This is a genomic window from Bradyrhizobium sp. USDA 4504 (genome assembly GCF_054063995.1).
This window is the reverse complement of record NZ_JBSSGV010000001.1, coordinates 7,985,522-8,011,344: the sequence shown is the minus strand read 5'-3', so window position 1 is coordinate 8,011,344 and position 25,823 is coordinate 7,985,522. Positions and strand designations below refer to the sequence as shown.

Genomic DNA, 25,823 nt, shown 5'->3' with positions numbered 1-25,823 from the left:
CTCGCACCACATCTTATGCGCGCGCGAGGGCAATGACATTGCGATTTGAGATGCATTTCAGCCCTTCTTCTGCAAACAATTGCGCAAAAGATGGAGAATGCGAAAGAAATGGGAACCGCGATCGTGATTGACGAGATCGACCGAAAAATCCTCGACGTGCTGCAGGTCGAGGGGCGCATCACGAATCTCGAGCTGGCCGAGCGGATCGGCCTCTCGTCCGCCCCCTGCCTGCGACGCGTCCGCACGCTCGAAGAGGCCGGCGTCATCAATTCCTATGTGGCGCTGGTGGACCCGACGCGGGTTAGACTCGGATTCGACGTGATCGTCGAGGTCCGTCTCAAGCAACAGAACAGGGAATCCTTCACGCGCTTCGAGCGGAAGGTAATCGACCTTCCGGAGGTCGTCGAATGTTGCATGATTGCCGGCGATTGGGATTACTCGCTACGGATCGTGTCCTCGGACCTCGCGCGCTATCAATCCTTCATCCTCGACCGCCTTATGCATCCGGATAGCGACGTCGCGAGCTACCGCACGACGATCATCCTGCGAAAGGTCAAATCGACGACCAAGATCGATAGCTCGCTGTTCGGCGAGGGTTGAGGAGTTCGAACAAGCTACAGCAGGAAGCCGATCCCCATCGCGATCACGCTGAGCGCCATCGCGCCGGTCGAGAGCCAGCCGAGCCAGTACAGCCATCCGCGGACCACAAAGCGGTCCATGACGTCCCGGCGGCGGGCCATGAACATCAGCAGCACCATCACGGGCACCGCGAGCACGCCGTTGACGACCGCACTCCAGTACAACGCCGCGATCGGATCGATCGGCGTGAAGTTGAGCGCGATGCCGATGCCGCCCGACAGCGCCAGCACCGAATAGAACGCGATCGCCTCCTTCGGCCTGCGCGTCAGCCCGACCCGCCATCGCCGGCCCTCGCCGACCGCATAAGCCGTCGCACCCGCGAGCACCGGAATCGCCAGAAGGCCGGTGCCGACGATGCCGAGCGCGAAGATCACCTCGGCAAACGGCCCGGCGATCGGGCGCAGCGCCTCGGCGGCCTGCGCCGAGGTCTGGATGTCGGTCTTGCCGGTGGCGTGCAGCGATGCGGCGGCGGTGACGATGATCGACAATGCGATCAGGTTCGAAAACGCCATGCCGGTGATGGTATCGGCGCGGATGCGCGAGAATTCGTGCTGGGCGCCGTAATGCCGTTCGATCAGCGGATGCTTGGTGGCGTCGACCCGCTGCTCCTCCGCCTCCTGCGAGGCCTGCCAGAAGAACAGATAGGGCGAGATCGTGGTGCCGAGGATCGCAACGATGGTCGTGAAATAGTCGGCGCTCCAGCTGATGCGCGGCAGCAGCACGCCGGCCAGGGCCTCCATCCACGACACCTTGGCAAAGGCGAGCGCCGCGACATAGGCGAACAGGCTGAGCGTCAGCCATTTCAGGATCGTGACGTAGCGCCGGTAGTTCATGAAGATCTGCGCGGCCACCGAGGTCACGCCGAACAGCACCACATAGAGAATGGCCGGACCGCCGATCAGAAGCTTTGTGGCATCGGCCATGGCCGAGAGGTCGGCCGCGATATTGATGGTGTTGGCCATCGACAGCAGCGTCACCACGACGGCGAGCAGCCAGCCTGGATAATGCCGGCATACATTGCCCGCGATGCCATGCCCGGTGACGCGGCCGACCCGCGCCGAGATCTCCTGGATCGCGCTCATCAGCGGAAACGTCAGCAGCATGGTCCAGCCAATGCCGTAGCCGAGTTGCGCGCCGGCCTGGCTGTAGGTGCCGATCCCCGAAGGGTCGTCGTCGGAAGCGCCGGTGATCAGCCCGGGTCCGAGCGTCTTCAGGACACGGCTGAAACTGAACGGCTGGCGCCGAGGCTTCGCCGCCGGCGCATCGTCATGTTTGTCGTGTGGTGGGATCGTCCCTTGCCGCGTCATGTCCGGTTCCAGCCGTCTGACAACGAGCCGGATACCGGCAAGGTTCCTGAGGCGAACCTACGGCTCGATGACCGTGGCGACGCCGGGCTCGAGGATGCGTAGACGGCGGCCGAAGCCGAGCGTATCGAAGCTCGCGCGCAGGTCGTTCGCGCTTTGCCGGAAATGCGCCCAGCCGTCGGTATGAACCGGCACGATCACCGCGTCCGCAAAGGCGTGCGCGGTTTCGATCGCGTCATTGGTGTCCATGGTGAGATGGAAGGGGCCGCGGGTTTGCGCCGCGCCTGCGAACGGCAGCACCACGCCGCAGTCGAAGCGCCGCGCGACCTCGGCGACGCCGTCGAACCAGGTGGTGTCGCCGCTGACATAGACCGGACGGCCGGGCTTCGCCGGCTCGACCACGAAACCGATGACGTCGCCGGACAATGGCTCGATCCCCGCCGGCCCGTGCCGCGCCGGCGTCGCAGTGATGGTGAGCGTCCTACCGCCTTTCGTCAGTGTGGTCCTTGCCCAGGGCGCAAAGCCCTCGGCGTTGCCGCCGAGCCGCCCGGCGCCGGCCTCCGTCGTCAGCACACGCTTCGCGCCTTTAAGAAAATCCCGGCCGGAATGATCGAGATTGTCGGAATGCTGGTCGTGGCTCAGCAGCACCGCATCGATCGCGCCGACATCGCGCGCGCCGAGCGCGGGACCCGTCAGCTTCTCCAGTTTCACATGCGGCAATTGATACTCGCCGGGCGCATCAAAGGTCGGATCGGTGAGCAGGCGGAACCCGTCGATCTCGATCAGGGCGGTAGGACCTCCGATCAGCGTGATGGTGATGCTCACGTCATACTCCTGTTGGCCGCGGCGGCTGCGGGGCGGGTCACCAGGTAAATGCCGAGCGCCACCGGAACGATCCCGAGCAGGTCGCGAAATTCGACATGCTCGCCGAGCACGAAATAGGCGAACAGCATGCCGAGCGGCGGCATCAGGAAGTGATAGGCGCTTGCGGCGGTCGCACCACACACTTTCAGGAGATGAAACCAGAGCAGATAGGCAAGGATCGAGCCGCCGAGTACGAGGAAGGCGAAGGCGCCGGCAAGCCGCATGCTGGGCACGATGTCGCTGACGCTGGAGAGCGTGAAGGCAAACGGCATCACCGCAAGGCCGCCGGCGATGTTCTGGATGCCGTTGCCGATCCACAGGCTGCCCTTCGGCGCCAGCAGCTTGAACAGCACGGTGCCGGCGACGATCGAGGCGAGCGAGGCCAGCGTGAACAGGATGCCATGCGGGCTGTCCGATCCGACCGACATGCGATGCCAGACGATGAAGGCGACGCCGACGATGCCGAGCACGAGACCAATCACCTTGCGCAAGGTCATGCTCTCGCCGAGGAACAGCGCTGCCAGCATGGCGGTGAACACCGGATTGGCCGAGACGATCAGCGCGCCAAGTCCGGCGGAGACCGTCTTCAGGCCGGTATAGCCGAGGCCGAGATAGAGCGCGTTGTTGGCGACGCCGAGCACGGCGAACACCGCCGCATCGCGCCAGGCGAGATCCCATTGGTCGCGGCGCAGCCAGGAGATGGCGAGGATCAAGACCCCGGCGAGCGAAAACCGCGCGGCGAGCAGGATCAGCGGCGGGCAGTCGGTGACGCCGATCTTGCCGGCCACGAACGCGTAGCTCCAGAGCAGGCAGAACAGGGCGATCAGCAGCGGCAGGGTGTTGAAGCGGGCGCGCGGGGCGGCCATCGAGGTTGCGGCGGACATGGGCGAATTCTCCTTCGGCCATGATCTAGGCCCGCGCCTTGATATTTGGAAATTAAATGATAAACTGGCATGCAGTGGATTTATAAATGGAGGCTGCGATGCTCGACCTGGAGCTGTTGCGCAGTTTCGTCTCGGTGGTCGATGCCGGCGGCTTCACCCGCGCCGGAGAGCGCGTCCACCGCACGCAGTCGACGGTGAGCCAGCAGATCAAGCGCCTGGAGGAGGATGTCGGCCAGCCGCTGTTGATCCGCAGCGGCAAGGACGTCACCCCGACGGAAGCCGGCGAGCGGCTGTTGACCTATGCGCGGCGGCTATTGTCGCTCGCCGAAGAGGCCCGTGACGTGCTCTCGCGCCCCGGCAGCGAAGGCGCGATCCGGATCGGCATCACCGAGGATTTTGCCGCCTACCGGCTGACAAAGCTGCTCGCCACCTTCGCGCGCAGCCATCCGAATCTGCGGCTCGATGTGCGCTCCGGGCAGAGCCTGTTCCTGTACCGCGATCTCGAACGCGGCGATCTCGATCTGGCGCTGATCAAGCGCGCCGCCAATGAGAAGGGCGGCATCGCGGTCTGGCCTGAACGGGTGCACTGGGTCACCAGCAAGGGCCACCCGCGCGATACGACGGCCGGCTCGGTTCCGCTGATCGGTTTCGCCTCGGGCTGTCTCTACCGCGCCCGCGCCATCCATGCGCTGGAGAGCGCCGGCCGCAACTGGCACATGGCCTACACCTCCTCCAGCCTCGCCGGCATCCAGGCCGCGGTCGCCGCGGGCCTCGGGCTCAGCATTTTGTCTGAGATGTCGATCCAGCCCGAGCATCGCGTGCTGACCGCAAAGGACGGCTTTGCGCCGATCGACCGCACCGAGGTCGCCCTCGTCGCCGCCCCCGAGGCCAGCCCGGCGACATTGCGGCTGGCGGATCGGCTCGCGGAGTATTGCGAGAGCGTGCAGGCGAAGGCGGCTTAGGCGAGGTCGCGCAACAATCTCTGCTGTCGTCCCTGCGAAATCAGGGACCCATAACCACAGGGCTGTGTTGCTGAAGCAAGCTGTGGCCCAATCGTCGCACAACAACGACGATCGGTGGTTATGGGTCCCGGGTCGCGCTTCGCTTGCCCGGGACGACACCGAGAATGATGGCAGCTTGGAATAAGCTGGTCGGCGATCGCTAATAACACCGCGACGCCACGAACGCGTGGACGCGGTTGTCGCCGAGCACATGGGCCATGAAGCCGGGCGATCCGAAAATCCGTGTGAACGCGGCGTCGCGGATGCTCAAGCCGCCGGTGTAGGCGCCGAACGCCGGCATCACCGCGCGCTCGCCGTCACAGGCGAAGCAGCGGCGCTCGATCGAGCGGCCGCGGGTCGGCACCCGCGCCTTGGGGTGCAGGTGTCCGGCGATCTCGCCGGCGGCGCCGGTCGGCTCATGGCGGAACACGATCGGACCGATCGCGACTTCGGTCGCGACCACGCCGCCGAGATCGGACGGCAGCGCCGGATCGTGATTGCCCGAGATCCAGATCCAGTTGCGCCGCAGCTGCAACGCCGCGAGCGCCTCGCGGTCCGGATTCGACAGGCGTTCATGCGCATCGCGATCGTGAAAGCTGTCGCCGAGCGCGATCACCTGCCGCGGATCGTGCCGCGCGATGACAGCAGCGAGCCGGCTCAGTGTCGCGACCGTGTCGTAGGGCGGCAGCAGCACGCCGCGGCTGGCGAAGCTCGAGCCTTTTTCCAGATGCAGGTCGGAGACCACGAGCAGGCGCTGCGCTTCCCAGAACAGCGCGCCGGAGAAATCCGCCACGAAGCCGACATCCGCCACCGTGACCCTCGAAACGCGCATGTCGTCACCGTCTCGCAAAGCTAGCGCGCTTGCCGTCACGTCCTGTTCCCCAGAGTAGCAGCGTTACGTCGTCGCCTCCCGCACGAGTTCCTCGGCCGCCTCGGCCAGGAGCTCGTCGGATGCTTCGCCATAAACTGACTCGCGGCCGATTTCCAGCAGCGCGGGGACGGCAAGCGGAGAAACGTGGTCGAGGTCCTTGTGGGTGATTCGGCCGTGGATGCGCGAAAGCATGTCGCTGAGACGGCGAAGATCGAGCAATCCCGTGGCGGCATCGCCGCGCGCGGCGCGCAGCAGCACATGATCGGCCTGGTGCTTGCGCAGCACGTCGTAGATCAGGTCGGTCGAGAACAGCACCTGGCGGCGCGACTTCTCCTCGTCGGTGAAGCGTCGCGCAATCAGGCCGGAGATGATGGCGCAGTTGCGAAAGGTGCGCTTCATCAGCGCCGATTCCGCAAGCCACGCCTCGAGGTCATCGCCGAGCATGTCGGGATCGAACAGCGCGTTGAGATCGAGCTTGCCGTGCCGGATCATGAAGGAGAGATCGCCGACGCCCCAGACCGCGAGCGCGTATTCATTGGCGACGAAGCCGAGCGGACGGGCGCGGGCGCGCTCCAGCCGGCGGGTCAGCAGCATGCCGAGCGTCTGATGCGCGAGCCGGCCCTCGAAGGGATAGCAGACCAGATAATGGCTGCCGCCGCGCGGAAAGGTCTCGACCAATAGCTCGCGCACCGCCGGCACACGCGAGAATTTCCGCTGCAGCGACAGCCAGTCGTGCACCTGGTCCGGCAACGCGTTCCAGGCGCGGCTGTTGTCCAACAGCTTGCGGACGCGTTCGGCAAGATAGGTCGACAGCGGAAACTTGCCGCCCATATAGGACGGCACTTTTGCATCTTTATCATTGGTGCGGGAGACATAGACCTGGTCTTCAACCAAGGCCTCGTAGCGCACCACCTCGCCGCCAAAGACAAAAGTGTCGCCGGGCACCAGGCCCTCGATGAAGACCTCCTCGATCTCGCCGAGCATCCGGCCGCCGCGCGCGATCGCGCCGGTCGATCCGCTACCGCCGGCGCGCGAGCGCACCAGCCGCACCTTCAGCATGGTCTCCTCGACGATGGTGCCGACGTTGAGGCGATAGCTCTGCCGCACCTTGGGATTGGTGACGCGCCAGCGGCCCTGCTTGTCCTGCTTGATGCGCGCGAAACGCTCATAGGTCTTCAGTGCGTAGCCGCCGGTGGCGACGAAATCGACGACATCGTCGAAATCGGTGCGTGCGAGCGATGCATAGGGCGCTGCGGTCCGGACCTCATCATAGAGTTCATCGGACAGAAACGGCTTGCCGCAGGCGCAGCCGAGCACGTGCTGGGCCAGCACGTCGAGTGCGCCCGAGCGCAGCGGCGGCGTGTCCTGCGCATTCTCGGCGATCGCGTCGATCGCGACACGGCATTCCAGCACCTCGAAGCGGTTGGCCGGCACCAGCACGGCACGCGAGGCCTCGTCGAAGCGATGGTTGGCGCGGCCGATCCGCTGCATCAACCGCGACGAACCTTTCGGCGCGCCGATATTGATCACGAGGTCGACATCGCCCCAATCGACGCCGAGATCGAGCGAGGAGGTGCAGACCACGCCGCGCAGCTTTCCGGCGGCCATCGCGTCCTCGACCTTGCGGCGCTGCGCGACGTCGAGCGAGCCGTGATGCAGCGCGATCGCCAGCCCATCGTCATTCATGCGCCAGAGATCCTGGAACAGCATCTCGGCCTGGCTGCGGGTGTTGACGAACACCAGCGTGGTCTTGTTGCGCTTGATCAGCTCGTAGACCTCGGGCAGCGCGTGGCGCGCGCTGTGGCCGGACCACGGCAACCGTTCTCTGGTGTCGAGCATCTCGACCACCGGCGGTGCGGCGCCGCTGGCGGTGACGACGTCGGCGGATGCATTCTGGCCACCGGGCTGCGGCACCAGGAAGCGCGCGAGCTGCTCCGGCTCGGCGACCGTCGCCGAGAGGCCAATAGCGCGTGTCTGCGGCGCGATGGTCCAGAGCCGCGCAAGTCCGAGCGACAGCAGATCGCCGCGCTTGGAGGTGACGAGCGCATGCAGTTCGTCGAGCACGATGCGCTTCAGCGAAGAGAACAGGAACGGCGCGTCGTCGGACGCCAGCAGCAGCGCCAGCTGCTCCGGCGTGGTGAGCAGGATGTCCGGCGGATAGCGCCGCTGCCGCTGCCGCCGCGACACCGGCGTGTCGCCGGTGCGGGTCTCGATCCTGATCGGCAGCCCCATCTCGGCGACCGGCGTCTCCAGATTGCGCGCGATATCGACCGCGAGCGCTTTCAGCGGCGAGATGTAAAGCGTGTGCAGCCCGCCGCTGCGGCGAACGCTGCGGCCGGTGGAGACGAAGGCTGGGCGAACGTTCTCCGATCCAGCGTCATCGTCGCTTGCGCGCTCGTCGGACTCCCTCCCCCTGAAAAGGGGAGGGTTGGGGTGGGGGTCAGCCGCTTGCTCCGTGCCCGCGGCTGACCCCCACCCGTCCCGCTCGGTTGCGCTAGTGCGCCCCCGAGCGTGCCGACCTCCCCCTTTCAGGGGGAGGTAAGAGTTCTTGCCCTGCCCCTCTCCACTCAACTCCACCAGTGTCGGCAAGAACCCCGCCAGCGTCTTGCCCGCTCCCGTGGGCGCGATCAGCAGCGCCGAGCGCTGCTCGCGCGCTTTCGCCAGCAGCGCGAGCTGATGCTCGCGCGGCGACCAGCCGCGTGAGGCAAACCAGTCGCGAAACCGGCGCGGCAGGAGATCGGCCGTTTCCGACGGCGGAACGGAGAAGAGATCGAGCGTCGACACGCCCAAGAGGTAGGTTGTTCAGGCGGCTTCGTCGAGGGCGGAGCGGAAATGGCGGCAGGTGGCAGGACTACCAGCGCGCTCCGTGCGCTGCGAAGCGCTTGGATGTCACCTCGCCCCGCATGCGGGGAGAGGCATAGGCCGCCCTTGGCGGCCGTTCAAAGAAACGCCGAAGCGAAGCTTCGGCTATGTCGCATCGCCAGATGCGATCCGGGTGAGGGGGTACAGGTCTTACAACTCGCACCGCCTCGCGGAGGGAAGCCCCTCACCCCGCCCTCTCCCCGCAAGAGCGGGGCGAGGGGGACGAGAGAGCGAGGCTTACCCAACTACTCCGTCATCGGCTGGCCGGAGAGGTCCCAATCCTTGCCGTTGAAGATCGAGACATAGAGCGTCTTCATCGGCGTGTAGTCGTCGGGCGTGTAGCTGTAATTGATGCCGTCGAGGAAATAGGGCGAGTGGAAACCGGCGAGGGTGGTGGCGTGCTTCAGCACGTTGGCGCGGGTCAGATCGTCGCCGCAGCGGCGCAGGATTTCGCCCATCGTTGCCGCCTGGCCGTAGCCGGCGAAGGCGATGGTGTTGTCGGGGTCGATGTTCGGCAGGTACTTCTTGCGCAGCTCCTCGAACGCGATCACGTCCGGATCCTTCTCGTAGCGAGGTACGCCGACTTCCTTGTTGTAGCGAATCGCGACGATGTCCTTGGCGTTCTCGAGGCCCGCAGCGCTCAGGATCGAGCGACCGGTCGAGCCCGCCGACAGCAATTGCAGCGGCTTCCAGCCGAGTTCGGTCACCTTGCGGATCGACTGCGACGTCGCCTTGCCGGTGGTGATGTTGTAGAAGACGTCGGCGCCCGACTTCGAGAGATTGATGAGCTGCGAATCGACCGTCGGATCGGTGAGATCATAGGTCTGCTCCATGATCACCTGTGCCTTGCCGCCGGCATCGGCCAGCACCTTCTTGAACGGCCCGAGGAAGTCGCGGCCGAAATCATCGTTCTGGTAGAGGATGCCGACCTTGGCGTTCGGCTTCACGCTGACGACGTGCTTGGCGAGAACGCGTGCCTCGGTCGGATAGAGCGGCAGGCCCGCCATGGTCCATTTGAAATTCTTCGGGTCGTTCCACTTCGAGGCGCCGGTGTTCAACAGCAGTTGGGGAACGCCCTTGGAATTGAGGTATTTATGCACGGAGGTCTGCGGCGCGGTGCCGAGCGAGCCATACAGCGCCAGCACCTCCTCCTGCTCGACCAGGCGGCGCGTCGCCTCGACGCATTTCGGCGCGCTGTAGGCGTCGTCCATGGTGAGGAATTTCACCTTGCGGCCGTTGATGCCGCCCTTGTCGTTCAGCATCTGGAAATAGGCTTCGCCGACGCGGCCGAGCACACCATAGAGCGAGCCGGGGCCGGAATGCGGCACGGTCTGGCCGAGCTTGATCTCGGTGTCGCTCGCACCCGGATCGTACTTCTTGTCGGCGGCCCGGACGAAAGGCGCGGGCAGCACGGACGCGGCGATCACAGACAATGCGGTGGCGCCGAACTCGCGCCGTGTATGCTTTTTCATTATTTCTCTCCCTGAGGCGAAAAGCTCTCGCATTCCGCCCTGCGCCGGGCAAGCGCGAAGTCATGACTTTGCAGCGCAATGCCGCGTCACGGCAAATGCGTAGCGTGTAGACTCAAGTTTGAGTGTGAGGCGGTGCTCTCTTCCCTTCTCCCCTTGTGGGAGAAGGTGGCTCGCATCGAAGATGCGAGCCGGATGAGGGATCTCTATCCCCGGAGAGAGACCCCTCACCCCGCTTCGCTGCGCGAAGCGACCCTCTCCCACAGGGGGAGAGGGTGAAAAGCGTCACGGCTTCACGGCCACGGCGACGAGTCCGGGTGCCGGGATATTGTCTTCATTGCGCGCCGAGAGATCGTCGAGCTGGGCCAGCGTCAGCCCCGCGGCAGCGACGGAGTCGCGCACGTAAGCTGCACTGTGGGCGTAGCGCAGTCCCTCGCCGATGATGACGCCTTCGCCGTCATGGGTCTCGGCCGTGAAGGCGAGCACGCCGCCTGCCACCAGCACACGGCTGGCCTCGGCGAGCACCGGCGCGAGATCGGCGACATAGACCATTGCATCCGCGGCCAGGATCAATTCGGCGCTGGCCTCGCGCCTGGCCGAAATGGCCTTCAACATGTCGTCGACCTCGAGCTCGGCATAAAGGCCGGTGGCGCGCGCCTTGTCGATCATGCGTGGCGACAGGTCGATGCCGATGAAGCGATCGACATGCCGGGCGAATGCACCGGCCGCCAGCCCGGTGCCGCAGCCGAGATCGATCGCGCGCTTGAAGAAGGCCGGCTTCTTTGCGCCCGCACGCACCGACAGCACCGCCTTGAACAGCAGTGCCGGGCCGCGATAGCCGAGATCGCCGACCAGCGCGGCCTCGAAGCGCGGCGCATATTGATCGAACAGCGTCTGGACATAGCCCGGCGGCATCGCGCTGACGGCCTCGACGCCGAGCTGCATCAGGCGAAGGCCGGCGCCATGCCGGTCTTCGGGATCGGCGTCGCGCGCGCCGCGGAACGCTGCGATCGCGGCCTCGCGCTGACCGAGCTCCAGGCGGATCTTGCCCAGCGTGTACCAGGCCGACGGGAATTTCGGCACAAGCTCGATTGCCTGTTCGAGCAGCTCGGCGGCAGCCGGCAGATCGCCCTTCAATTGCAGGTCGCGCGCGAACTCGTAGCGGCGGTCGGCGACGAGATCGCCGGAGGACAGAAACAGGCGGGGGGCCATTCGCTTTAAGGAACCAATCTCGGCCGGGTCCGGCCATCCATCAAAGCACGGACTTTTTCCGGAGATGGATGCACGGGTCAAGCCCGCGGATCCGGCTAAACATCGCGGATCGAGCGCCTATATAGGGGCGATGCGCCCGCAAGACATCCTGATGCCCGTCCCGGCCGGGCTTTGCTGCAAGCCCGGCGGCTTCCACATCGATCCTGTCAGGCCGGTCGAGCGGGCACTGATCACCCATGGCCATTCCGACCATGCGCGGGCGGGCCACGGCGCTGTGCTCGCGACCCGGGAAACGCTCGACATGATGCGGCTGCGCTACGGCGAGAACTTCGCCGGCTCTGTGCAGGCGATCGCCTATGGCGAGGAGATCAGGCTCGGCGACGTCACGGTGACGTTTCATCCCGCTGGCCACGTGCTGGGCTCCGCCCAGATATCGGTGACCTGCAAGGACACCCGAATCGTCGCCTCCGGCGACTACAAGGATGCGCGCGATCCGACCTGCGCGCCGTTCGAGCTGGTGCCCTGCGACGTCTTCATATCGGAGGCGACGTTTGGATTGCCGGTGTTCCGCCATGGCGATGCCGCCGGCGAAGTAAACAAGCTGCTGGCCTCGGTCAAACTGTTCCCGGAGCGCGCGCATCTGGTCGGCGCCTATTCGCTCGGCAAGGCACAGCGCGTGATCGCGCTGCTGCGCGAGGCCGGTTACGACGCGCCGATCTATCTGCACGGCGCGATGGAGAAGATCACCTATTACTATCAGGAGCGCGGCATTGCGCTCGGCGAGCTCCGGCCCGCGCGCGGCATGAAGAAGGCTGAGCTTGCTGGCACCATCACGCTGGCACCGCCAAGCGCGACATCCGATGTCTGGACGCGCCGCTTTCCCGATCCAGTCACCGCATTCGCCTCGGGCTGGATGCGCGTGCGCGCCCGGGCCAGGCAAGGCGGCGTCGAGCTGCCGCTGGTGATCTCGGATCATGCCGATTGGGACGGGCTGACGGCGACGATCGCCGCCACTGGTGCAGGCGAGATCTGGGTCACCCACGGCCAGGAAGATGCGCTGGTGCATTGGTGCAAGACCAGGGGCCTTGCCGCGCGGCCGCTCGATCTGGTCGGCTATGGCGACGAGGATGAAGGCGAGACGGCCGCACTGACCGGCGAGGCCCAGCCCGCCGGCGAGGCGGAAACATGAACCGTTTTGCCGAGCTGCTCGACCGCCTCGCCTACGAGCCCGGCCGCAACAACAAGATCAAGCTGCTGGTCGCCTATTTCCGCGAGACCGAGGACCCCGACCGCGGCTACGCGCTGGCGGCGCTGACCGGCGCGCTGTCGTTCAAGCACGCCAAGCCGGGCCTGATCCGCGACCTGATCACCGAACGCGCCGATCCGGTGCTGTTCGGCTACTCCTATGATTACGTCGGCGACCTCTCGGAGACGGTCGCGCTAATGTGGCCGAAGGCGGAGCTGCCGGGCCACAACAACCCGCCTCCCCCGACGCTGACTGATGTCGTCATCACGCTGCGCACGCTCGGCAAGGCCGAGCTGCCGGCGCAGCTGGCGCGCTGGCTGGACGAGCTCGACGAGACCGGGCGCTGGGCGCTCTTGAAACTCGTCACCGGCGCGATGCGGATCGGGATCTCGGCGCGGCTGGCGAAGACCGCGGCGGCGGCGCTCGGCGACAAAGACCCGCACGAGATCGAGCTGCTGTGGCCGGGCCTGTCGCCGCCCTATCTCGACCTGTTCGCCTGGCTCGAGGGCCGCGGAGACAAACCGGTCAACCGCGACCCTGCGCCGTTCCGCCCGGTGATGCTGGCGCACGCGATCGAGAATAGCGATTTCGCCAATCTCGACGCCGCCGATTTCAGCGCGGAATGGAAATGGGACGGCATCCGGGTGCAGGCGGTGTCCGGCCGCGATGCGCGCGGCCACGTCCAGGCGCGGCTCTATTCGCGCACCGGCGAGGATATCACCGGCAGCTTTCCGGATCTGGTGCCGTCGCTGCATCTGCCCGGCGCGATCGACGGCGAGTTGCTTGTGCTGCGCGACCGCCGCGTGCAGACCTTCAACGTCCTGCAGCAGCGGCTGAACCGGAAGGTCGTTTCGCCGAAGCTGATCAAGGAATTTCCGATCCACCTGCGCGCCTACGACCTGCTCGGCGACGACGAGAACGATCTGCGCGAGCTGCCCTTCACCGAACGCCGCGCGCATCTCGAAGCCTTCGTGGCCAAGCTGAACGATCCGCGCATCGATCTGTCGCCAACCGTCCCGTTCGCGAGCTGGGAAGAGCTGGCCGCGGCGCGCGCCGATCCCAAGAGTGCGGGCGCCGGCGACGATGCCGGCGCGGTCGAAGGCGTGATGCTGAAGCGGCGCGACGCGCCCTATCTGCCCGGACGGCCGAAAGGTCCGTGGTGGAAGTGGAAGCGCGATCCGCACATCATCGACGCCGTGCTGATGTATGCCCAGCGCGGCCACGGCAAGCGCTCCTCCTATTACTCCGACTATACGTTCGGGGTCTGGACCCATGGCGAGGCCGGCGACGAGCTGGTGCCGGTCGGCAAGGCCTATTTCGGCTTCACCGACGAGGAGCTGTTGCAGATCGACCGCTTCGTCCGCCGCAACACCACCGAGAAGTTCGGCCCGGTGCGGCATGTCGTGCACGAGCCGGATCAGGGGCTGGTGCTGGAGGTCGCCTTCGAGGGCTTGCAGCGCTCGCCGCGTCACAAGTCCGGCGTCGCAATGCGCTTCCCCCGGATCAGCCGCCTCCGCTGGGACAAGCCGCCGCGCGAAGCCGACCGGCTGGAGACGCTTGAACGGATGTTAATCTCCATGACAGGAAGTTAAATCCCAAGCGCGCATGACAGCCATTGATCGCGGTGCGCGGGTTTCCCATGTGCACCGCCGTGACCTATAATGCGGGCGATTCCGTTAGACCTCGGTTCTGATGGGATCAGAATCGAGGTCTAGGTTTTGTTTTGACGCGTTTTCTTCACGCGAACCGGTGCCCACTTCGCGCGAAAACGCTATTGGAGACAGCAATGCCAAACGACATCCGGGACTTGCCGGCCGGCCGGAGTGACGGCCTGTACCGCTTTCTCGGCGGATCGCCGCTCTCTGTGGCGTTCCGGTTGATTTTGCTGTCGATTCTGGTCGGTGTCGTGCTCGCCGCGATCGGCCTCGATCCATGGAACATCCTCAACAGCATCCGCAGGCTGTTCCAGAGCATCTGGGATTTCGGCTTCGATGCGATCAACTGGGCCTGGCGCTACTTCCTGCTCGGCGCCGTCATCGTGATTCCGATCTGGCTGTTGTCGCGGCTGTTCGGCGCGCCGCGCGGCCGCTGATCTCAGGGAGTTCGCAGCCGATGCAATTGCGATTTGTCGGCTGCGGCGATGCATTCGGCTCCGGCGGCCGCTTCAACACCTGTTTCCACGTCAGCGGTGCGCGCAGCAATTTCCTGATCGATTGCGGTGCCTCATCGCTGCCGGCGATGAAGCGGCTCGAGATCGACCGCGACGCGATCGACCTGATCCTGATCACGCATTTCCATGGCGACCATTTTGCCGGCCTCCCGTTCTTCCTGCTCGACGCGCAGTTCTCCCGCCGCACCCGGCCGCTGGTGATCGCAGGGCCCGAAGGCATCGAAACGAAACTGCCTGCGGTGATGGAGGTGATGTTCGAGCATTCCTCCAAAACCAAACAACGCTTCGATCTGTCCGTCGTTACGCTGGCGCCGCGCGAAACGCGCAGCTTCGGCGAGGTGACCGTGACGCCCTACCCTGTCGTGCATGGCGAGTCCGGCGGGCCGTTCCTCGCGTACCGCGTCGAGGCGGAAGGCCGCATCATCAGCTACAGCGCCGACACCGAATGGACCGACGCACTGATCCCGGCGGCGCAGGACGCCGACCTCTTCATCGCCGAAGCCTACATGTACGACAAAATGGTCAAGAACCATCTCAGCCTGAAGACGCTGGAAGCGCATTTGCCCGCCATCAACGCCAGGCGCGTGGTGCTGACCCATATGAGCGACGACATGCTCGGCCGCATCGACCACCTGCCCTACACGGCGGCGAGCGACGGCATGGTCGTGGCGCTCTGACCAAGCAATGCCTTGCCCGCCGATCTTCCGCCATCGCATTGCTCTGAGAACAATTCCGGCATGGTCGCGCGACGGATGTCGCGATAGAAACGGATATTCCTTGCAATTGTAGCCATGCACGCACCCATCCACCCGAAGATCACGACGCGTCAGGTGTTCGCCATCGCCGGCCCCGCGATGGTCGCCAACCTGACCACGCCGCTGATCGGCATCGTCTCGACCACCGCGATCGGCCGCCTCGACGACGCCGCGCTGCTCGGCGGCGTGGCGATGGCCTCGGTGATCTTCGACTGCCTGTTCTGGCTGTTCGCCTTCCTGCGCATGAGCACGCTGGCCTTCACCGCACAGGCGCAGGGCGCCGGCGAGATCAAGGAATATGCCGCCATCCTGGTGCGCGGCTTCATCGTCGCCGGCCTGATCGGCGCGGCGCTGATCGCGCTGCAGGTGCCGCTCGCCGCGGTCACGTTCCAGCTGATGGGCGGCAGCGAAGGCGTCACGCGCGCGGCCAAAGCCTATTTCATGATCCGGATCTGGTCGGCGCCGCTGGCGCTCGCCAATTACGTCATCCTCGGCTGGCTGGTCGGCCAGGCCCGCGCCAATCTGGCGCTGGCGCTGCAGATCGTGATCAATTTGATCAACATGGCCGCGACCGTGCTGCTGGTGCAGGTCTACGGCGCCGGCATTGCCGGTGCCGCGATCGCCGCCGTGCTCGCCGAGACCGCCGGTTTCGCCGCCGGCATCGTGGTGGCGTGGCAGATCTCGCAAGGCGGCTTCGCCGTTCCCGCGGCGACGCTGTTCGACCGCGCCAAGCTGATGCGCATGCTGACGGTCAATCGCGACATCATGGTCCGCACCGCGGCGCTGATCGTCGTGTTCCTGTTCTTCACCGCCAAGGGCGCGCGCGAAGGCGACGTGACGCTGGCGGCGAATTCGGTGCTGAACAATTTCCTGCTGGTCAGCGCCTTCTTCCTCGACGGCCTCGCCAATGCCGCCCAGCAGCTGTGCGGCCGCGCCTTCGGCGCACGCGATGTACGCGGCTTTTCCGATTCGACCCGGCTGGTGCTGCTGTGGGGCATCGGCTTTGCGCTGGTCGTATCGGTGCTGTTCGCGCTGTTCGGACCGGCGCTGATCAATTTGATGACGACCAGCGACGACGTGCGCCGCTATGCGCGCGCGTTCCTGCCGTTCGTGATCCTGGCACCCCTGCCTGGCGTGTTCGCGTTCGGCTTCGACGGCATCTATGTCGGCGCGACCTGGGCGCGCGAGATGCGTAATCTGATGCTGGCCTCGCTCGCGATCTTCCTCGCCACCTGGTGGGCGCTCAGCTCGTTCGGCAACACCGGCCTGTGGATCGCGCTGCTCGGCTTCTACGTCGCGCGCGGCGGCCTGCAGGGCCTGCGCTATCCGGCGCTGCTGCGGAAGACGTTCAAGACGGCGTAAGTCCGTAGCCCGGATGGAGCGAAGCGCAATCCGGGCTACGAAGTTCTCTTCCCCTTCCCCCTGAAAGGGGGAAGGTCGGGATGGGGGTCAGCCACAGGCGACGCAGCTCATGGAGAGAGCTGATCCCCACCCGCTTTGCTCTGGCGAGCAAAGCGACCTCCCCTTTTCAAGGGGAGGTTAGGGCGCGGCCGGATTTCGCTTCATCCGGGCTACCCGCACACTACCTCACCGGCCACTCCTCGGCTGTAATCGTCGCCGCATCGGCGCCGACGATTTCCGACAGCGAGTCGCGGCCGGTGCGCAGCAGGGTCGAGGACAGATCGCGCTTGATGTCGTCGACGAGGCCAAGGCCCTTGTAGACCAGCGAGGAATAGAGCTGGATCAGGCTGGCCCCGGCACGGATCTTGGTCAGTGCGGCGCCGCCGCTATCGATGCCGCCGACGCCGATCAGCGGAAACGCGCCTTCGACACGGACATAGGTCTCGGCCACCATCCGCGTCGACAGCCGGAACAGCGGACGGCCCGACAGGCCGCCCTGCTCCTTGGCGCGATTCTCCTCGCGCAAGGTCGAGGGCCGCGCCAGCGTGGTGTTGGCGACGATCATGCCGTCGACGCGGCGCGAGCGGGCGATGTGCACGACGTCGTCGAGCTCGGCGAGGCTGAGGTCGGGCGCGATCTTGAGCAGGACCGGCGAATCGCCGGCGTTCTTGCGCACGCGCTCGCGGGTATCGATGACCCGCGCCAGCAGATCGTCGAGCGCCGCCGATTGCTGCAGATTGCGCAGGCCGGGCGTGTTCGGCGAGGAGACATTGACGGTGAAATAGCTCGCGACCGGCGCAAACGTCTCGATCAGCTTCACATAATCGGCTGCGCGGTCGGGCGAATCCTTGTTGGCCCCGACATTGACCCCGACAATGCCGCCGGCGCTGGCGCGCGCGGCGAGCCGCCGCAGCACGGCCTCCGCACCGTCATTGTTGAAGCCCATGCGGTTGATGACGGCCTCGTCGCGCTCCAGGCGAAACAGCCGCGGCCGCGGGTTGCCGCCTTGCGGCTTCGGCGTCACCGAGCCGATCTCGACAAAGCCGAAGCCGAGCCGCAGCAGCGCGTCGGGCGCCTCCGCACTCTTGTCGAAACCCGCCGCCATGCCGATCGGGTTTGGAAAGTTGAGTCCGAAGGCGCGCACCGCGAGCTTGGGGTCATCCGGCCGCTGCCGGATCGGCGGCAGCAGCTTCAGGCCCTGGATCGCCATGCGATGGGCATCCTCGGGATCGAACCAACGCAGCAGCGGCAGCGAGAAGGCGTCGAAGGCACGGATCACGGCTTGAGCTCCGGAACGTCGTGGCCACCGTCGGAGCGCGCGCGCAGGTCGAGGATCTCGGTGACGGCGCCTAGGTCGAGCTCGCCATAGAGATGCGGGAACAGCTCGTCATTGCGCGACCGCTCCCAGCGCAGGGCATCGCCCAGCGCATCGGCATCGACGGCGACCAGGAACAGGCCGGTTTGCCCGTGGTAGTGCTTGCGCGCGGTCTCGGCCACCTGGGAGGCGGTGGAAAAATGGATGAAGCCGTCGCGTTTGTCGTCGGCACTGCCCCGGTACACGCCCTGCCGTTCGGCCTCGCGCCAGGCCGAAGCGGGGGTGATTTTGTAGATCATCGGCACGGGCCGGCCTTCCCTTTTGTCCTTGAGTCCCTTGGGGTTTTATCCGGATTTGAGGGGAAATGCCCCAGACGCCATCTGGCGAGCGAGGGACCGTATCGGCGGCGGCGGCGCAACTCAAGCGGTGCCGGGACACATCGGCCGACAGATTTGCGAAAACGCCAAGTTTCAGGCAATAATTCCTACCATCCGGGATACCCTCGATGGCCAAACAGCCCAAAGCCACCCGACCGCTGACCCACGCGCAGGTCTGGGCCGCGCTCGACCGGCTCGCCGAACGCGCCGGGCTGTCGCCGTCCGGCCTTGCCAAGCAGTCCGGACTCGACCCCACCACCTTCAACAAATCCAAGCGCGTGACCGGCGACGGGCGCGAGCGCTGGCCCTCGACCGAATCGCTCTCCAAGGCGCTGGCCGCGAGCAATGCCAGCATGGAGACCTTCGTGCAGTTGCTCGGCGATGGCGCGCGCGGCGGACAGTCGGTGCCGCTGATCGGCTTCGCGCAGGCCGGCGCCGGCGGCTATTTCGACGACAGCGGCTTTCCCGCCCGGCAAGGGCTGGGACGAAGTGGCGCTACCGGCGACATCAGACGAACACGCCTATGCGCTGGAGATCGAGGGCGACTCGATGAAACCGGCCTATCGCGAAGGTGACATCATCGTGGTGTCACCCGCGACCGCGATCCGCCGCGGCGACCGCGTGGTGGTGCGCACGACCGGCGGCGAGGTGATGGTGAAGGAATTGAGACGCCGCACCGCCAAGATGCTGGAACTCGCATCGCTCAATCCGGAGCACCCCGACCGCATGCTCGACGTCGAGGAAGTCGCGTGGATCGCACGCGTGGTGTGGGCGAGCCAGTGATTGGGCAGGTAAACGCCGGCGTCGTCCCGGGCAAGCGAAGCGCGAGCCGGGACCCATAACCACCACTCATTGTGCTTGAGCGATCTGGGGCCACAGCTGGCTTCGACAACATGACCCTGTGGTTATGGGTCCCGGCTTTCGCCGGGACGACGGCGGAGGTTGCGGCGCGCTCCCTGCCAGCCTTACGCCGCGTAGTCCGGCTCCTTGCGATCCAGCATCCGCTTCAGCGCATCGAAATGCCGCTGCGCCGGGGACGGGCCGTTGTAGAGATGGTCGTCGCGGAAATCGCGTTTGGTCTTCTCCACCACATGCTGCGGCAATTGCTTGAGCGGCTGCTGGGTCCACATCGCGTAGATCTGCACCTGTGCGGCGCGCTCGATGTAATAGAGCCGGTCATAGGCATCGGCGACCGTCTCGCCGACGGTCGAGATGCCGTGATTGGCCATGAACAGGATGGTCTTGTTGCCGATCACCTTGGCGAGCCGCGCGCCTTCCTCGGGATCGAGCGCGGGGCCGGTGTAGAGGTCGTCATAGGCAATCGCCTCCGACAGCCCGACCTCGGTCTGGCCGATCTCCTTGATCCGCGGATCCTCGAGCCGCGTCAGCGCGCTCGCATAGGGCATGTGGGTGTGGAACACGGCCTTGGCCTGCGGCAGCGCCTTGTGGATCGGCGCATGGATGCAAAAGCAGGAGCGCTCGACCTCACCCTCGCCGCGCTTCACCTCGGCATCGTCGATGCCGACCTCCATGAAGGAGGATGCTGTCACTTCCGACCAGTGCATGCCGAACGGGATCTGGTAGTAGCGGTCGGTGCGGCCGGGCACCACCAAGGTGAGATGGTTGAAAATACCTTCCGAAAAGCCGTGGATGTAGGCGAGCCGATGCGCCGCCGCGAGATCGACCCGCGCTTGCCATTCCTCGGCGCTCGAACTGTCCTGCAGCGATGTCGGCGAAACCCTGAACTGCATGCGCATGCTCCCGTCTGTGCCGGCCTCTCGGCGGAGGCCCTGCTGATTTTATGGATGCGAGTGTAGCGCAATCCGGCGCCAGGCTCCGGTGAAATTGCCGATGGCCTGCTATCCGAATTTTGCGGGCTTGGCGTCATTATGTGATGATGCGCTGCGAAGACGGCGGATCGGCGGCTTCGTTGGCTGCGGCGGAAAGCCACATGAGCGGCCTGACTTTCCAACCCAACGCAACCCACTCCGCAAAGCCCGGAGTTACGCAATGACAGGACCATCCGACCGCAAGACCATCGCCATCGTCGGTCTCGGCAGCATCGGCGGCATCATCGCCGGCCTGCTGCGCGCGGTCGACAAGCATGACGTGATCGCCTGTGTCCGGCGGCCGCTCGATCGGCTCACGGTCGAGCGGGCGGAAGGCACGGTGGAAGTGCCGCTGCGCGCCCTCACCGATCCGGCAGCGGCTACGCCGGTCGACTGGGTGTTGTTGTCGACCAAGGCGCAGGACACGGAATCGAGCGCGCCCTGGCTGCAAAGGCTGTGCGGGCCGCGGACGCGCGTCGCGGTGCTGCAGAATGGCATCGGCCACGCGGAGCGGCTGGCGTCATTGGTCGGCGCCGCCACGGTCGTTCCGACCATCGTCTATTACAACGGCGAGCGGCTGGCGCCGGATCGCGTCCGTTTCCGCCGCGCCGGCGAGCATGAATTCGCGGTTGCCGATGACACAGACGGACGCGCGTTCGAAGCGCTGCTGGATGGCACGGCGATGCGCGTGCGGCGCTCCGCCGATTTCACCACGCTGGCGTGGCGCAAGCTTCTGCTCAATGCGGTCGCCAATCCGATCACCGCGCTCACCTTGCAGCGGCAGGCGGTGTTCCGCCGCGCGGACGTCAAGGCGCTGTGCCGCGCCATCCTCGAGGAGGCCGCGAATGTCGGCCGCGCCGACGGCGCCCAGCTCGCGCCCGACGAGGCCGAGCTGATGCTGGCGACGTTGTTGACCTATCCGCCGGACGCCGGCACCTCGATGTATTTCGATCGTGTCGCGGGACGCCCGTTCGAAGCCGACGCTCTCACCGGCGCGATCGTCGCGGCCGGCGAACGGCACGGCGTGCCGACGCCGCTCAACGGCCTGCTGCTGACGCTGTTGCGCGCCACCAGCGACGGCCTGCGCGACGCGGCGCAGGCCGAGCGGCGATGAGCGGCGCGATCCCTACGACGACCGCGCCAGCGCGCCGTCGATCATGTTGACCGCGTTCTGCACGCCGTAGACCGCGACGAAGGAGCCGAAGCGCGGGCCCTTCTCCTGGCCGAGCAGCACCTGGTAGAGCATGTTGAACCAGTCGAGCGAGACGCCGGGACGGCCGTCCTTGCCCTTCTTGACCATGTCGAGGAACGGCTCGCGGCGGCCGATCTCATAGACCACGTTCTGGATGTCTTCCGCGCTCGCGTTCGCCGGCATGTTGGCGAGCGCATCGCGCAGATCCTGCAGCGCGGCGCGCTCTCCGTCGGTCGGCTCGCGGAACTGCTTGGTCGGCGCCACGAAGTCGCGATAGTAGTTGATGGCGTAGCCGACCATCGCATCTAACTTCGGATGGGTCTGCGGCGTCACGCCCGGACGATAACGGCCGATGAAACCCCACAGCGTCTCGGCATTCTCCGCGTTCGACGACGACACCAGCGTCAGCAGCAGCTGGAAGGTGACCGGCATGTCGGCCTGCGGCGGCTTGCCGGAATGGATGTGCCAGACCGGATTCTGCAGCTGCTGCCGCGCTTCCTGCCGCGTGAAGCCGTCGAGGAATTGCTGGTAATCGTCGACATTGCGCGGGATGACGTCGAAATAGAGCCGCTTCGCCGCCTTGGGCTCGCGATACATGAACAGCGACAGCGATTCCGGCGAGGCATAGCGCAGCCACTCGTCGATCGTCAGGCCGTTGCCCTTCGACTTCGAGATCTTCTGGCCCTTCTCGTCGAGGAACAGTTCGTAGTTGAAACCTTCCGGCGGCGTGCCGCCGAGCGCCGAGCAGATCTTGCCCGACAGCTTCACCGAGTCGATCAGGTCCTTGCCGGCCATTTCATAGTCGACACCGAGCGCGTACCAGCGCATCGCCCAGTCCGGCTTCCATTGCAGCTTGCAGCGGCCGCCGGTGACAGGAACCGTGACGCTCTCCTTGGTATCGGGATCCTCGTAGGAGATCGTGCCGGCTTTGGCGTCGTGCGCCGTCACCGGCACGTAGAGCACGAGGCCGGTGCGCGGGCAGATCGGCAGGAACGGCGAGTAGCTCGCCGCGCGCTCCTCGCGCAGCGACGGCAGCATGATCGCCATCACCTTCTCGATCCGCTCCAGCATGCGTAGCAGCGCGGCGTCGAAGCGGCCGGAGGTGTAGTACTCGGTCGAACTCGCGAACTCGTAGTCGAAGCCGAACTGGTCGAGAAAGGCGCGCAGCCGCGCATTGTTGTGCTGGCCAAAGCTCGGATGGGTGCCGAACGGATCGGGCACCTTGGTCAGCGGCTTGCCTAGATGCTGCTCCAGCAGCTCCTTGTTCGGCACGTTGTCCGGCACCTTGCGCAGGCCGTCCATGTCGTCGGAGAAGGCGAGCAGGCGCGTCTTGATCTTGTCCTCGGTGAGCACGCGGAAGGCGTGGCGCACCATCGTGGTGCGCGCGACCTCGCCGAACGTGCCGATATGCGGCAGGCCCGACGGGCCGTAGCCGGTCTCGAACAGCACCTCGTCCTTGGGATTTTTCTTCAGCCGCGCCACAATCGCTTTCGCCTGCTCGAACGGCCAGGCGTTGGATTGTTCGGCGAGCGCCCGCAGGTCGCTCGGGCTGGCAGAAGGATCAATCACGGACATTCCTCAGGTTCTCTCCAAAAAGGCCGCGAAAACTAACGCTTTCGCGGCAAAATGCAAAACGACGGGACGTTTGTCGTCATTCCGGGGCGATGCGCAGCATCGGACCCGGAATCTCGAGATTCCCCGGGGTGCAATTGCACCCCTGAGGTCTGGTCCTACGGACCATCCCGGAATGACGAACTCAGAACGGGCTGACCGAGAAATAGCGCAGCCACAGATCGGTGAAGCGGCCTTTTTCCCAGATCCGGAACAGTGCCCAGTTCAGCGACTGCCGGAGCAGGTCGTTGCCCTTGCGGACGGCGATGCCGACGCCCTCGCCGAAATAGCGGCTCTCGACAAAGGGGCCGCCGGCAAAGGCGCAGCATTCGGCGGAATCGGTGCCGTTGATCCAGAACGCGAGCGAGATCGCATCGCCGAAGATGAAGTCGACCTCGCCGCGGCGCAGCGCCGCGCGCAGCGCGTCGTTATCCGGATAGGAATGGATCTCGGCGTCGGTGAACATCGCCTTGAGGTAGGCCTCGTGCGAGGTCCCGGCGATGACGCCGACCTTCTTGCTCTCGAGATATTCCGGGCGGATTTCCGGCATCGCGTTGTCACGGCGCGACACGAAGCGGGCCGGCGCGCGGTAATAGGGATCGGTGAAATCGACCTTGGCGCGCAGCTGCGGCGTCACGGCCATCGACGCGATGATGGCGTCGCCCCGGTTGGTCGCCAGGGCATCGATCAGGGTCTCGAAGCGGCGCATCTGGATGGTGCAGGTGACCTTGATCTCGTCGCAGAGCGCGCGCGCCAGGTCGACGTTGAAACCGGCCGGATTGCCGTCGGGACCGGTGAAATTGAACGGCGGATAGTCGGTCTCGGTCAGAAAGCGGATCACGGTGAGGCGCGACAGGTCCGGGCGGTCCGGCCGGCGCCGCGGGTCCCAGAAACCCGGCACCGCCTGCGGCGCGGCCTCGGCGGCGGCCTTGGGCGGCAGGGTCGGGGCCGCCTGGGTTGCCGCGGGGGCCGCAGGCGCTGCCTGCGGTGCAGCCGGCGCCGAAGGTGTCGCTTGTGCGGGGGCCGCCTTGGTGGGCGGAGCCGGAGCAGGAGCCGTCTTGGCTGCCGGCGCCTGTGCGGGGGGTGTCTGTGCAATTGCAGGGTACGCCAAGGCCAGCAAGGCAGCCGCGATCATGCCCGCGGCCAGGCGAAGCTGGTGCGAACGGACGGCAAAGGGCTGGACAGGCGGATTTGGCATAACCGGCAATTTCAGGAAATTGAACGGCTTATAGCCGAATCGGCGCCTGAAGCGAGCGCCGATTGGGTTAATTCTGAACCGGAAATGGCGATCAGAGGTACCGTTTGAGATCGGCCGCCGCTTCTTCCGGCGTCCGTTTCAGATTGAACGGCGCGACGAAATGACCGTCGCGGTCCATCAGATAGATCAGCGCGGTGTGGTCCATCGTGTAGTCGCCATCCTTCAGCGGCACTTTCTTGGCGTAGACACGATAGCTCGACAGGACCTTGGCGATCGCGGCGGGATCGCCGGTCAGGCCCTTGAGGTGCGGATCGAAGCTCGACAGGTAATCCTTCATTGCGGTGGCGGTGTCGCGTTCCGGATCGACCGAGACGAAATAGGCATTCACGCGATCGGCGTCCTTGCCCATCGCCTTCAGGACCTCCGAGATCTCGAACAGCGAGGTCGGGCAGATATCCGGGCAATGGGTGAATCCGAAGAAAATCAGGGTCGGCTTGCCCTGGAGGTTCTTGTCGGTAACGGTCTGGCCGGACTGGTCGGTGAGCTGGAACGCCCCGCCGATCGCGGCCGGCGCGGCAACGGTGCGCAAGCCGCCGATCGCCCACAGCATGAGGAACAGGCCGACCGCCAGACTGCCCGCGAAGGCAGCGAAGATCACCAATGGGCGCGTGGTCCGGGGCATGATGCGAGGGCGTCCTTGTCAGAAGCAGGCGGAGATGCCGGCCGTGATCATTTCGAAAAACACCGCGGTCCCGTAGTGGAACCAGAGCGCGGCAGCGGCAAGCAGGGCCAATCCGCCGATGCCGGCCGCACCCCACAGGATCGCAGACGCCACCCGGGTCTGTGGAGCCGTTACGAGCTCGGATCGGGTGGAGATCGGCTGAACCATGAGGCTGAGATAAGCCGGGTTCCGGCAGGCAGCAAGCGCAATGGCGGTCGCAGGCCGTCAAATGATGGCGAGCTAATCCGGTGCCGGCGCGTTCATGCCCCGGCGTCTGCCGAGGCCAATGGCCGACGAGGGTCAAACAGAGAAGCAGCCGGAGCTTAGTGCGCGGGCTTCGGCGCCGAGGCCTGGGCGTTGAGATAGCACGGCTTGTACAGCGCCTGCAGTTGCTTGCCGCGCAGGAAGATCATGCGCCGGGTCAGGCCACCACGCCCCGAAATCCATCTGCGTACCGCCGGCGGATACATCAGGTACAGCATATGGGTGGCTTCGGGATTGGGGACCGGACGGCCGTTATCGCCGTAATCCCAGGCTGCGTGGAAGCCGAGGCTGGCGTGCGAGGTCACACAGATCCGGTCGTGAGGAACCTTGCCGAGCACGATGGTGCAGGCCGAGGCACACAGCCCGTCGATGATGACCGTCTCGCCCGAAGTCCGCAGGTCCTGATACCTGTCGACATAGACGCCGATCTTGCCGCCGCGATCGTCGGCGATCCTGACTACAGCTTGAGACACCCCCATTCCCGCCAGCAGGAGAACCGCAGCGAGCAACCCCGTCATCAACTTCATTTTGGCCAGCCCCAGTCGAAACCGAATCTGTTTGGTCTGTGATGCAAGACAATCGTGAGCGTGTTGCGCGCGCGGATTTTTGTCCAGACGAGCGAAGCCGGTCAAAACAAA

Annotated in this window: 23 protein-coding genes and 1 pseudogene; 9 read left to right on the top strand and 15 right to left on the bottom strand. The window is 65.7% G+C overall.

The window, feature by feature from the left end:
• The first annotated feature begins 108 nt into the window (after positions 1-108).
• On the top strand, positions 109-600 hold the full coding sequence (locus ACVMB1_RS37500) for an Lrp/AsnC family transcriptional regulator (RefSeq protein WP_076832842.1): 492 nt from the start codon (positions 109-111) through the stop codon (positions 598-600).
• A gap of 14 nt (positions 601-614) precedes the next feature.
• Here the strand turns inward: ACVMB1_RS37500 and ACVMB1_RS37495 are convergent, their stop codons facing one another.
• Genes ACVMB1_RS37495 through ACVMB1_RS37485 form a run of 3 tightly spaced genes read right to left on the bottom strand, consistent with a single transcriptional unit; the run spans position 615 to position 3,691 of the window.
• Positions 615-1,946: an NRAMP family divalent metal transporter gene (locus tag ACVMB1_RS37495; protein WP_076832379.1), complete on the bottom strand. Its 1,332-nt coding sequence runs from the start codon at positions 1,944-1,946 to the stop codon at positions 615-617.
• Between the two features lie 57 nt (positions 1,947-2,003).
• Positions 2,004-2,768 carry an MBL fold metallo-hydrolase gene (locus tag ACVMB1_RS37490; protein ID WP_076832382.1) on the bottom strand — a complete coding sequence of 255 codons (765 nt, stop codon included), beginning with the start codon at positions 2,766-2,768 and terminating at the stop codon, positions 2,004-2,006.
• On the bottom strand, positions 2,765-3,691 hold the full coding sequence (locus tag ACVMB1_RS37485) for a DMT family transporter (protein ID WP_076832385.1): 927 nt from the start codon (positions 3,689-3,691) through the stop codon (positions 2,765-2,767). The genes ACVMB1_RS37490 and ACVMB1_RS37485 overlap by 4 nt, the downstream gene beginning before the upstream one ends.
• A gap of 98 nt (positions 3,692-3,789) precedes the next feature.
• On the opposite strand from ACVMB1_RS37485, the gene ACVMB1_RS37480 reads away from it, so the two are divergent.
• Positions 3,790-4,653 carry a LysR family transcriptional regulator gene (locus tag ACVMB1_RS37480; protein ID WP_076832845.1) on the top strand — a complete coding sequence of 288 codons (864 nt, stop codon included), beginning with the start codon at positions 3,790-3,792 and terminating at the stop codon, positions 4,651-4,653.
• Between the two features lie 199 nt (positions 4,654-4,852).
• Here the strand turns inward: ACVMB1_RS37480 and pdeM are convergent, their stop codons facing one another.
• From pdeM to ACVMB1_RS37460, 4 genes are all read right to left on the bottom strand, one after another.
• A complete protein-coding gene (gene pdeM / locus ACVMB1_RS37475; protein WP_076832388.1) occupies positions 4,853-5,524 on the bottom strand; it encodes a ligase-associated DNA damage response endonuclease PdeM in 672 nt (223 codons plus the stop codon).
• Positions 5,525-5,587: 63 nt separating this feature from the next.
• Positions 5,588-8,347, bottom strand: coding sequence for a ligase-associated DNA damage response DEXH box helicase (locus ACVMB1_RS37470; RefSeq protein WP_141340828.1), 2,760 nt, complete (start codon positions 8,345-8,347; stop codon positions 5,588-5,590).
• A 323-nt stretch (positions 8,348-8,670) separates the two neighbouring features.
• Complete coding sequence (locus ACVMB1_RS37465) at positions 8,671-9,897, bottom strand: ABC transporter substrate-binding protein (protein ID WP_076832391.1); 1,227 nt, start codon at positions 9,895-9,897, stop codon at positions 8,671-8,673.
• 282 nt (positions 9,898-10,179) lie between these two features.
• Entirely contained in the window at positions 10,180-11,106 is a 927-nt protein-coding gene (locus ACVMB1_RS37460; RefSeq protein WP_076832394.1) for a class I SAM-dependent DNA methyltransferase, read from the bottom strand.
• A gap of 130 nt (positions 11,107-11,236) precedes the next feature.
• Here ACVMB1_RS37460 and ACVMB1_RS37455 point away from each other — a divergent pair, with 130 nt between their 5' ends.
• The 5 genes from ACVMB1_RS37455 (at position 11,237) to ACVMB1_RS37435 (ending at position 16,639) form a co-directional block, all read left to right on the top strand.
• Positions 11,237-12,295, top strand: coding sequence for a ligase-associated DNA damage response exonuclease (locus tag ACVMB1_RS37455; RefSeq protein WP_076832397.1), 1,059 nt, complete (start codon positions 11,237-11,239; stop codon positions 12,293-12,295).
• Entirely contained in the window at positions 12,292-13,944 is a 1,653-nt protein-coding gene (locus tag ACVMB1_RS37450; RefSeq protein WP_076832400.1) for a cisplatin damage response ATP-dependent DNA ligase, read from the top strand. The genes ACVMB1_RS37455 and ACVMB1_RS37450 overlap by 4 nt, the downstream gene beginning before the upstream one ends.
• A gap of 194 nt (positions 13,945-14,138) precedes the next feature.
• Positions 14,139-14,444: a DUF6460 domain-containing protein gene (locus ACVMB1_RS37445; RefSeq protein WP_028334595.1), complete on the top strand. Its 306-nt coding sequence runs from the start codon at positions 14,139-14,141 to the stop codon at positions 14,442-14,444.
• A 20-nt stretch (positions 14,445-14,464) separates the two neighbouring features.
• The gene (locus ACVMB1_RS37440; RefSeq protein ID WP_076832403.1) at positions 14,465-15,199 is read left to right on the top strand and encodes an MBL fold metallo-hydrolase; all 735 of its coding nucleotides are present in this window, start codon (positions 14,465-14,467) and stop codon (positions 15,197-15,199) included.
• Between the two features lie 114 nt (positions 15,200-15,313).
• On the top strand, positions 15,314-16,639 hold the full coding sequence (locus tag ACVMB1_RS37435) for an MATE family efflux transporter (protein WP_141340825.1): 1,326 nt from the start codon (positions 15,314-15,316) through the stop codon (positions 16,637-16,639).
• A 220-nt stretch (positions 16,640-16,859) separates the two neighbouring features.
• Here the strand turns inward: ACVMB1_RS37435 and ACVMB1_RS37430 are convergent, their stop codons facing one another.
• Both ACVMB1_RS37430 and ACVMB1_RS37425 read right to left on the bottom strand, forming a co-directional pair.
• Entirely contained in the window at positions 16,860-17,957 is a 1,098-nt protein-coding gene (locus ACVMB1_RS37430; protein WP_076832406.1) for a quinone-dependent dihydroorotate dehydrogenase, read from the bottom strand.
• Positions 17,954-18,298, bottom strand: a complete 345-nt coding sequence (locus tag ACVMB1_RS37425) for a DUF952 domain-containing protein (protein WP_028334591.1) — start codon at positions 18,296-18,298, stop codon at positions 17,954-17,956. The genes ACVMB1_RS37430 and ACVMB1_RS37425 overlap by 4 nt, the downstream gene beginning before the upstream one ends.
• 200 nt (positions 18,299-18,498) lie before the next feature.
• On the opposite strand from ACVMB1_RS37425, the pseudogene ACVMB1_RS37420 reads away from it, so the two are divergent.
• Positions 18,499-19,153, top strand: a pseudogene (locus ACVMB1_RS37420) (S24 family peptidase).
• Positions 19,154-19,335: 182 nt separating this feature from the next.
• On the opposite strand, the gene ACVMB1_RS37415 reads toward ACVMB1_RS37420, so the two are convergent.
• Entirely contained in the window at positions 19,336-20,121 is a 786-nt protein-coding gene (locus ACVMB1_RS37415; protein WP_244558948.1) for a class II aldolase/adducin family protein, read from the bottom strand.
• Positions 20,122-20,380: 259 nt separating this feature from the next.
• On the opposite strand from ACVMB1_RS37415, the gene ACVMB1_RS37410 reads away from it, so the two are divergent.
• Positions 20,381-21,313, top strand: coding sequence for a 2-dehydropantoate 2-reductase (locus tag ACVMB1_RS37410; protein WP_076832414.1), 933 nt, complete (start codon positions 20,381-20,383; stop codon positions 21,311-21,313).
• A 12-nt stretch (positions 21,314-21,325) separates the two neighbouring features.
• Here ACVMB1_RS37410 and ACVMB1_RS37405 read toward each other — a convergent pair whose 3' ends face one another.
• The 5 genes from ACVMB1_RS37405 to ACVMB1_RS37385 form a co-directional block, all read right to left on the bottom strand.
• A complete protein-coding gene (locus ACVMB1_RS37405; RefSeq protein ID WP_076832417.1) occupies positions 21,326-22,966 on the bottom strand; it encodes a lysine--tRNA ligase in 1,641 nt (546 codons plus the stop codon).
• A gap of 181 nt (positions 22,967-23,147) precedes the next feature.
• On the bottom strand, positions 23,148-24,200 hold the full coding sequence (locus ACVMB1_RS37400) for a transporter substrate-binding domain-containing protein (protein ID WP_141340826.1): 1,053 nt from the start codon (positions 24,198-24,200) through the stop codon (positions 23,148-23,150).
• Positions 24,201-24,291: 91 nt separating this feature from the next.
• The gene (locus ACVMB1_RS37395; protein ID WP_057016042.1) at positions 24,292-24,882 is read right to left on the bottom strand and encodes an SCO family protein; all 591 of its coding nucleotides are present in this window, start codon (positions 24,880-24,882) and stop codon (positions 24,292-24,294) included.
• Positions 24,883-24,900: 18 nt separating this feature from the next.
• A complete protein-coding gene (locus ACVMB1_RS37390) occupies positions 24,901-25,035 on the bottom strand; it encodes a hypothetical protein (RefSeq protein ID WP_276486903.1) in 135 nt (44 codons plus the stop codon).
• Positions 25,036-25,244: 209 nt separating this feature from the next.
• Positions 25,245-25,712, bottom strand: coding sequence for a hypothetical protein (locus tag ACVMB1_RS37385; protein ID WP_057016040.1), 468 nt, complete (start codon positions 25,710-25,712; stop codon positions 25,245-25,247).
• Between the last annotated feature and the right edge of the window lie 111 nt (positions 25,713-25,823).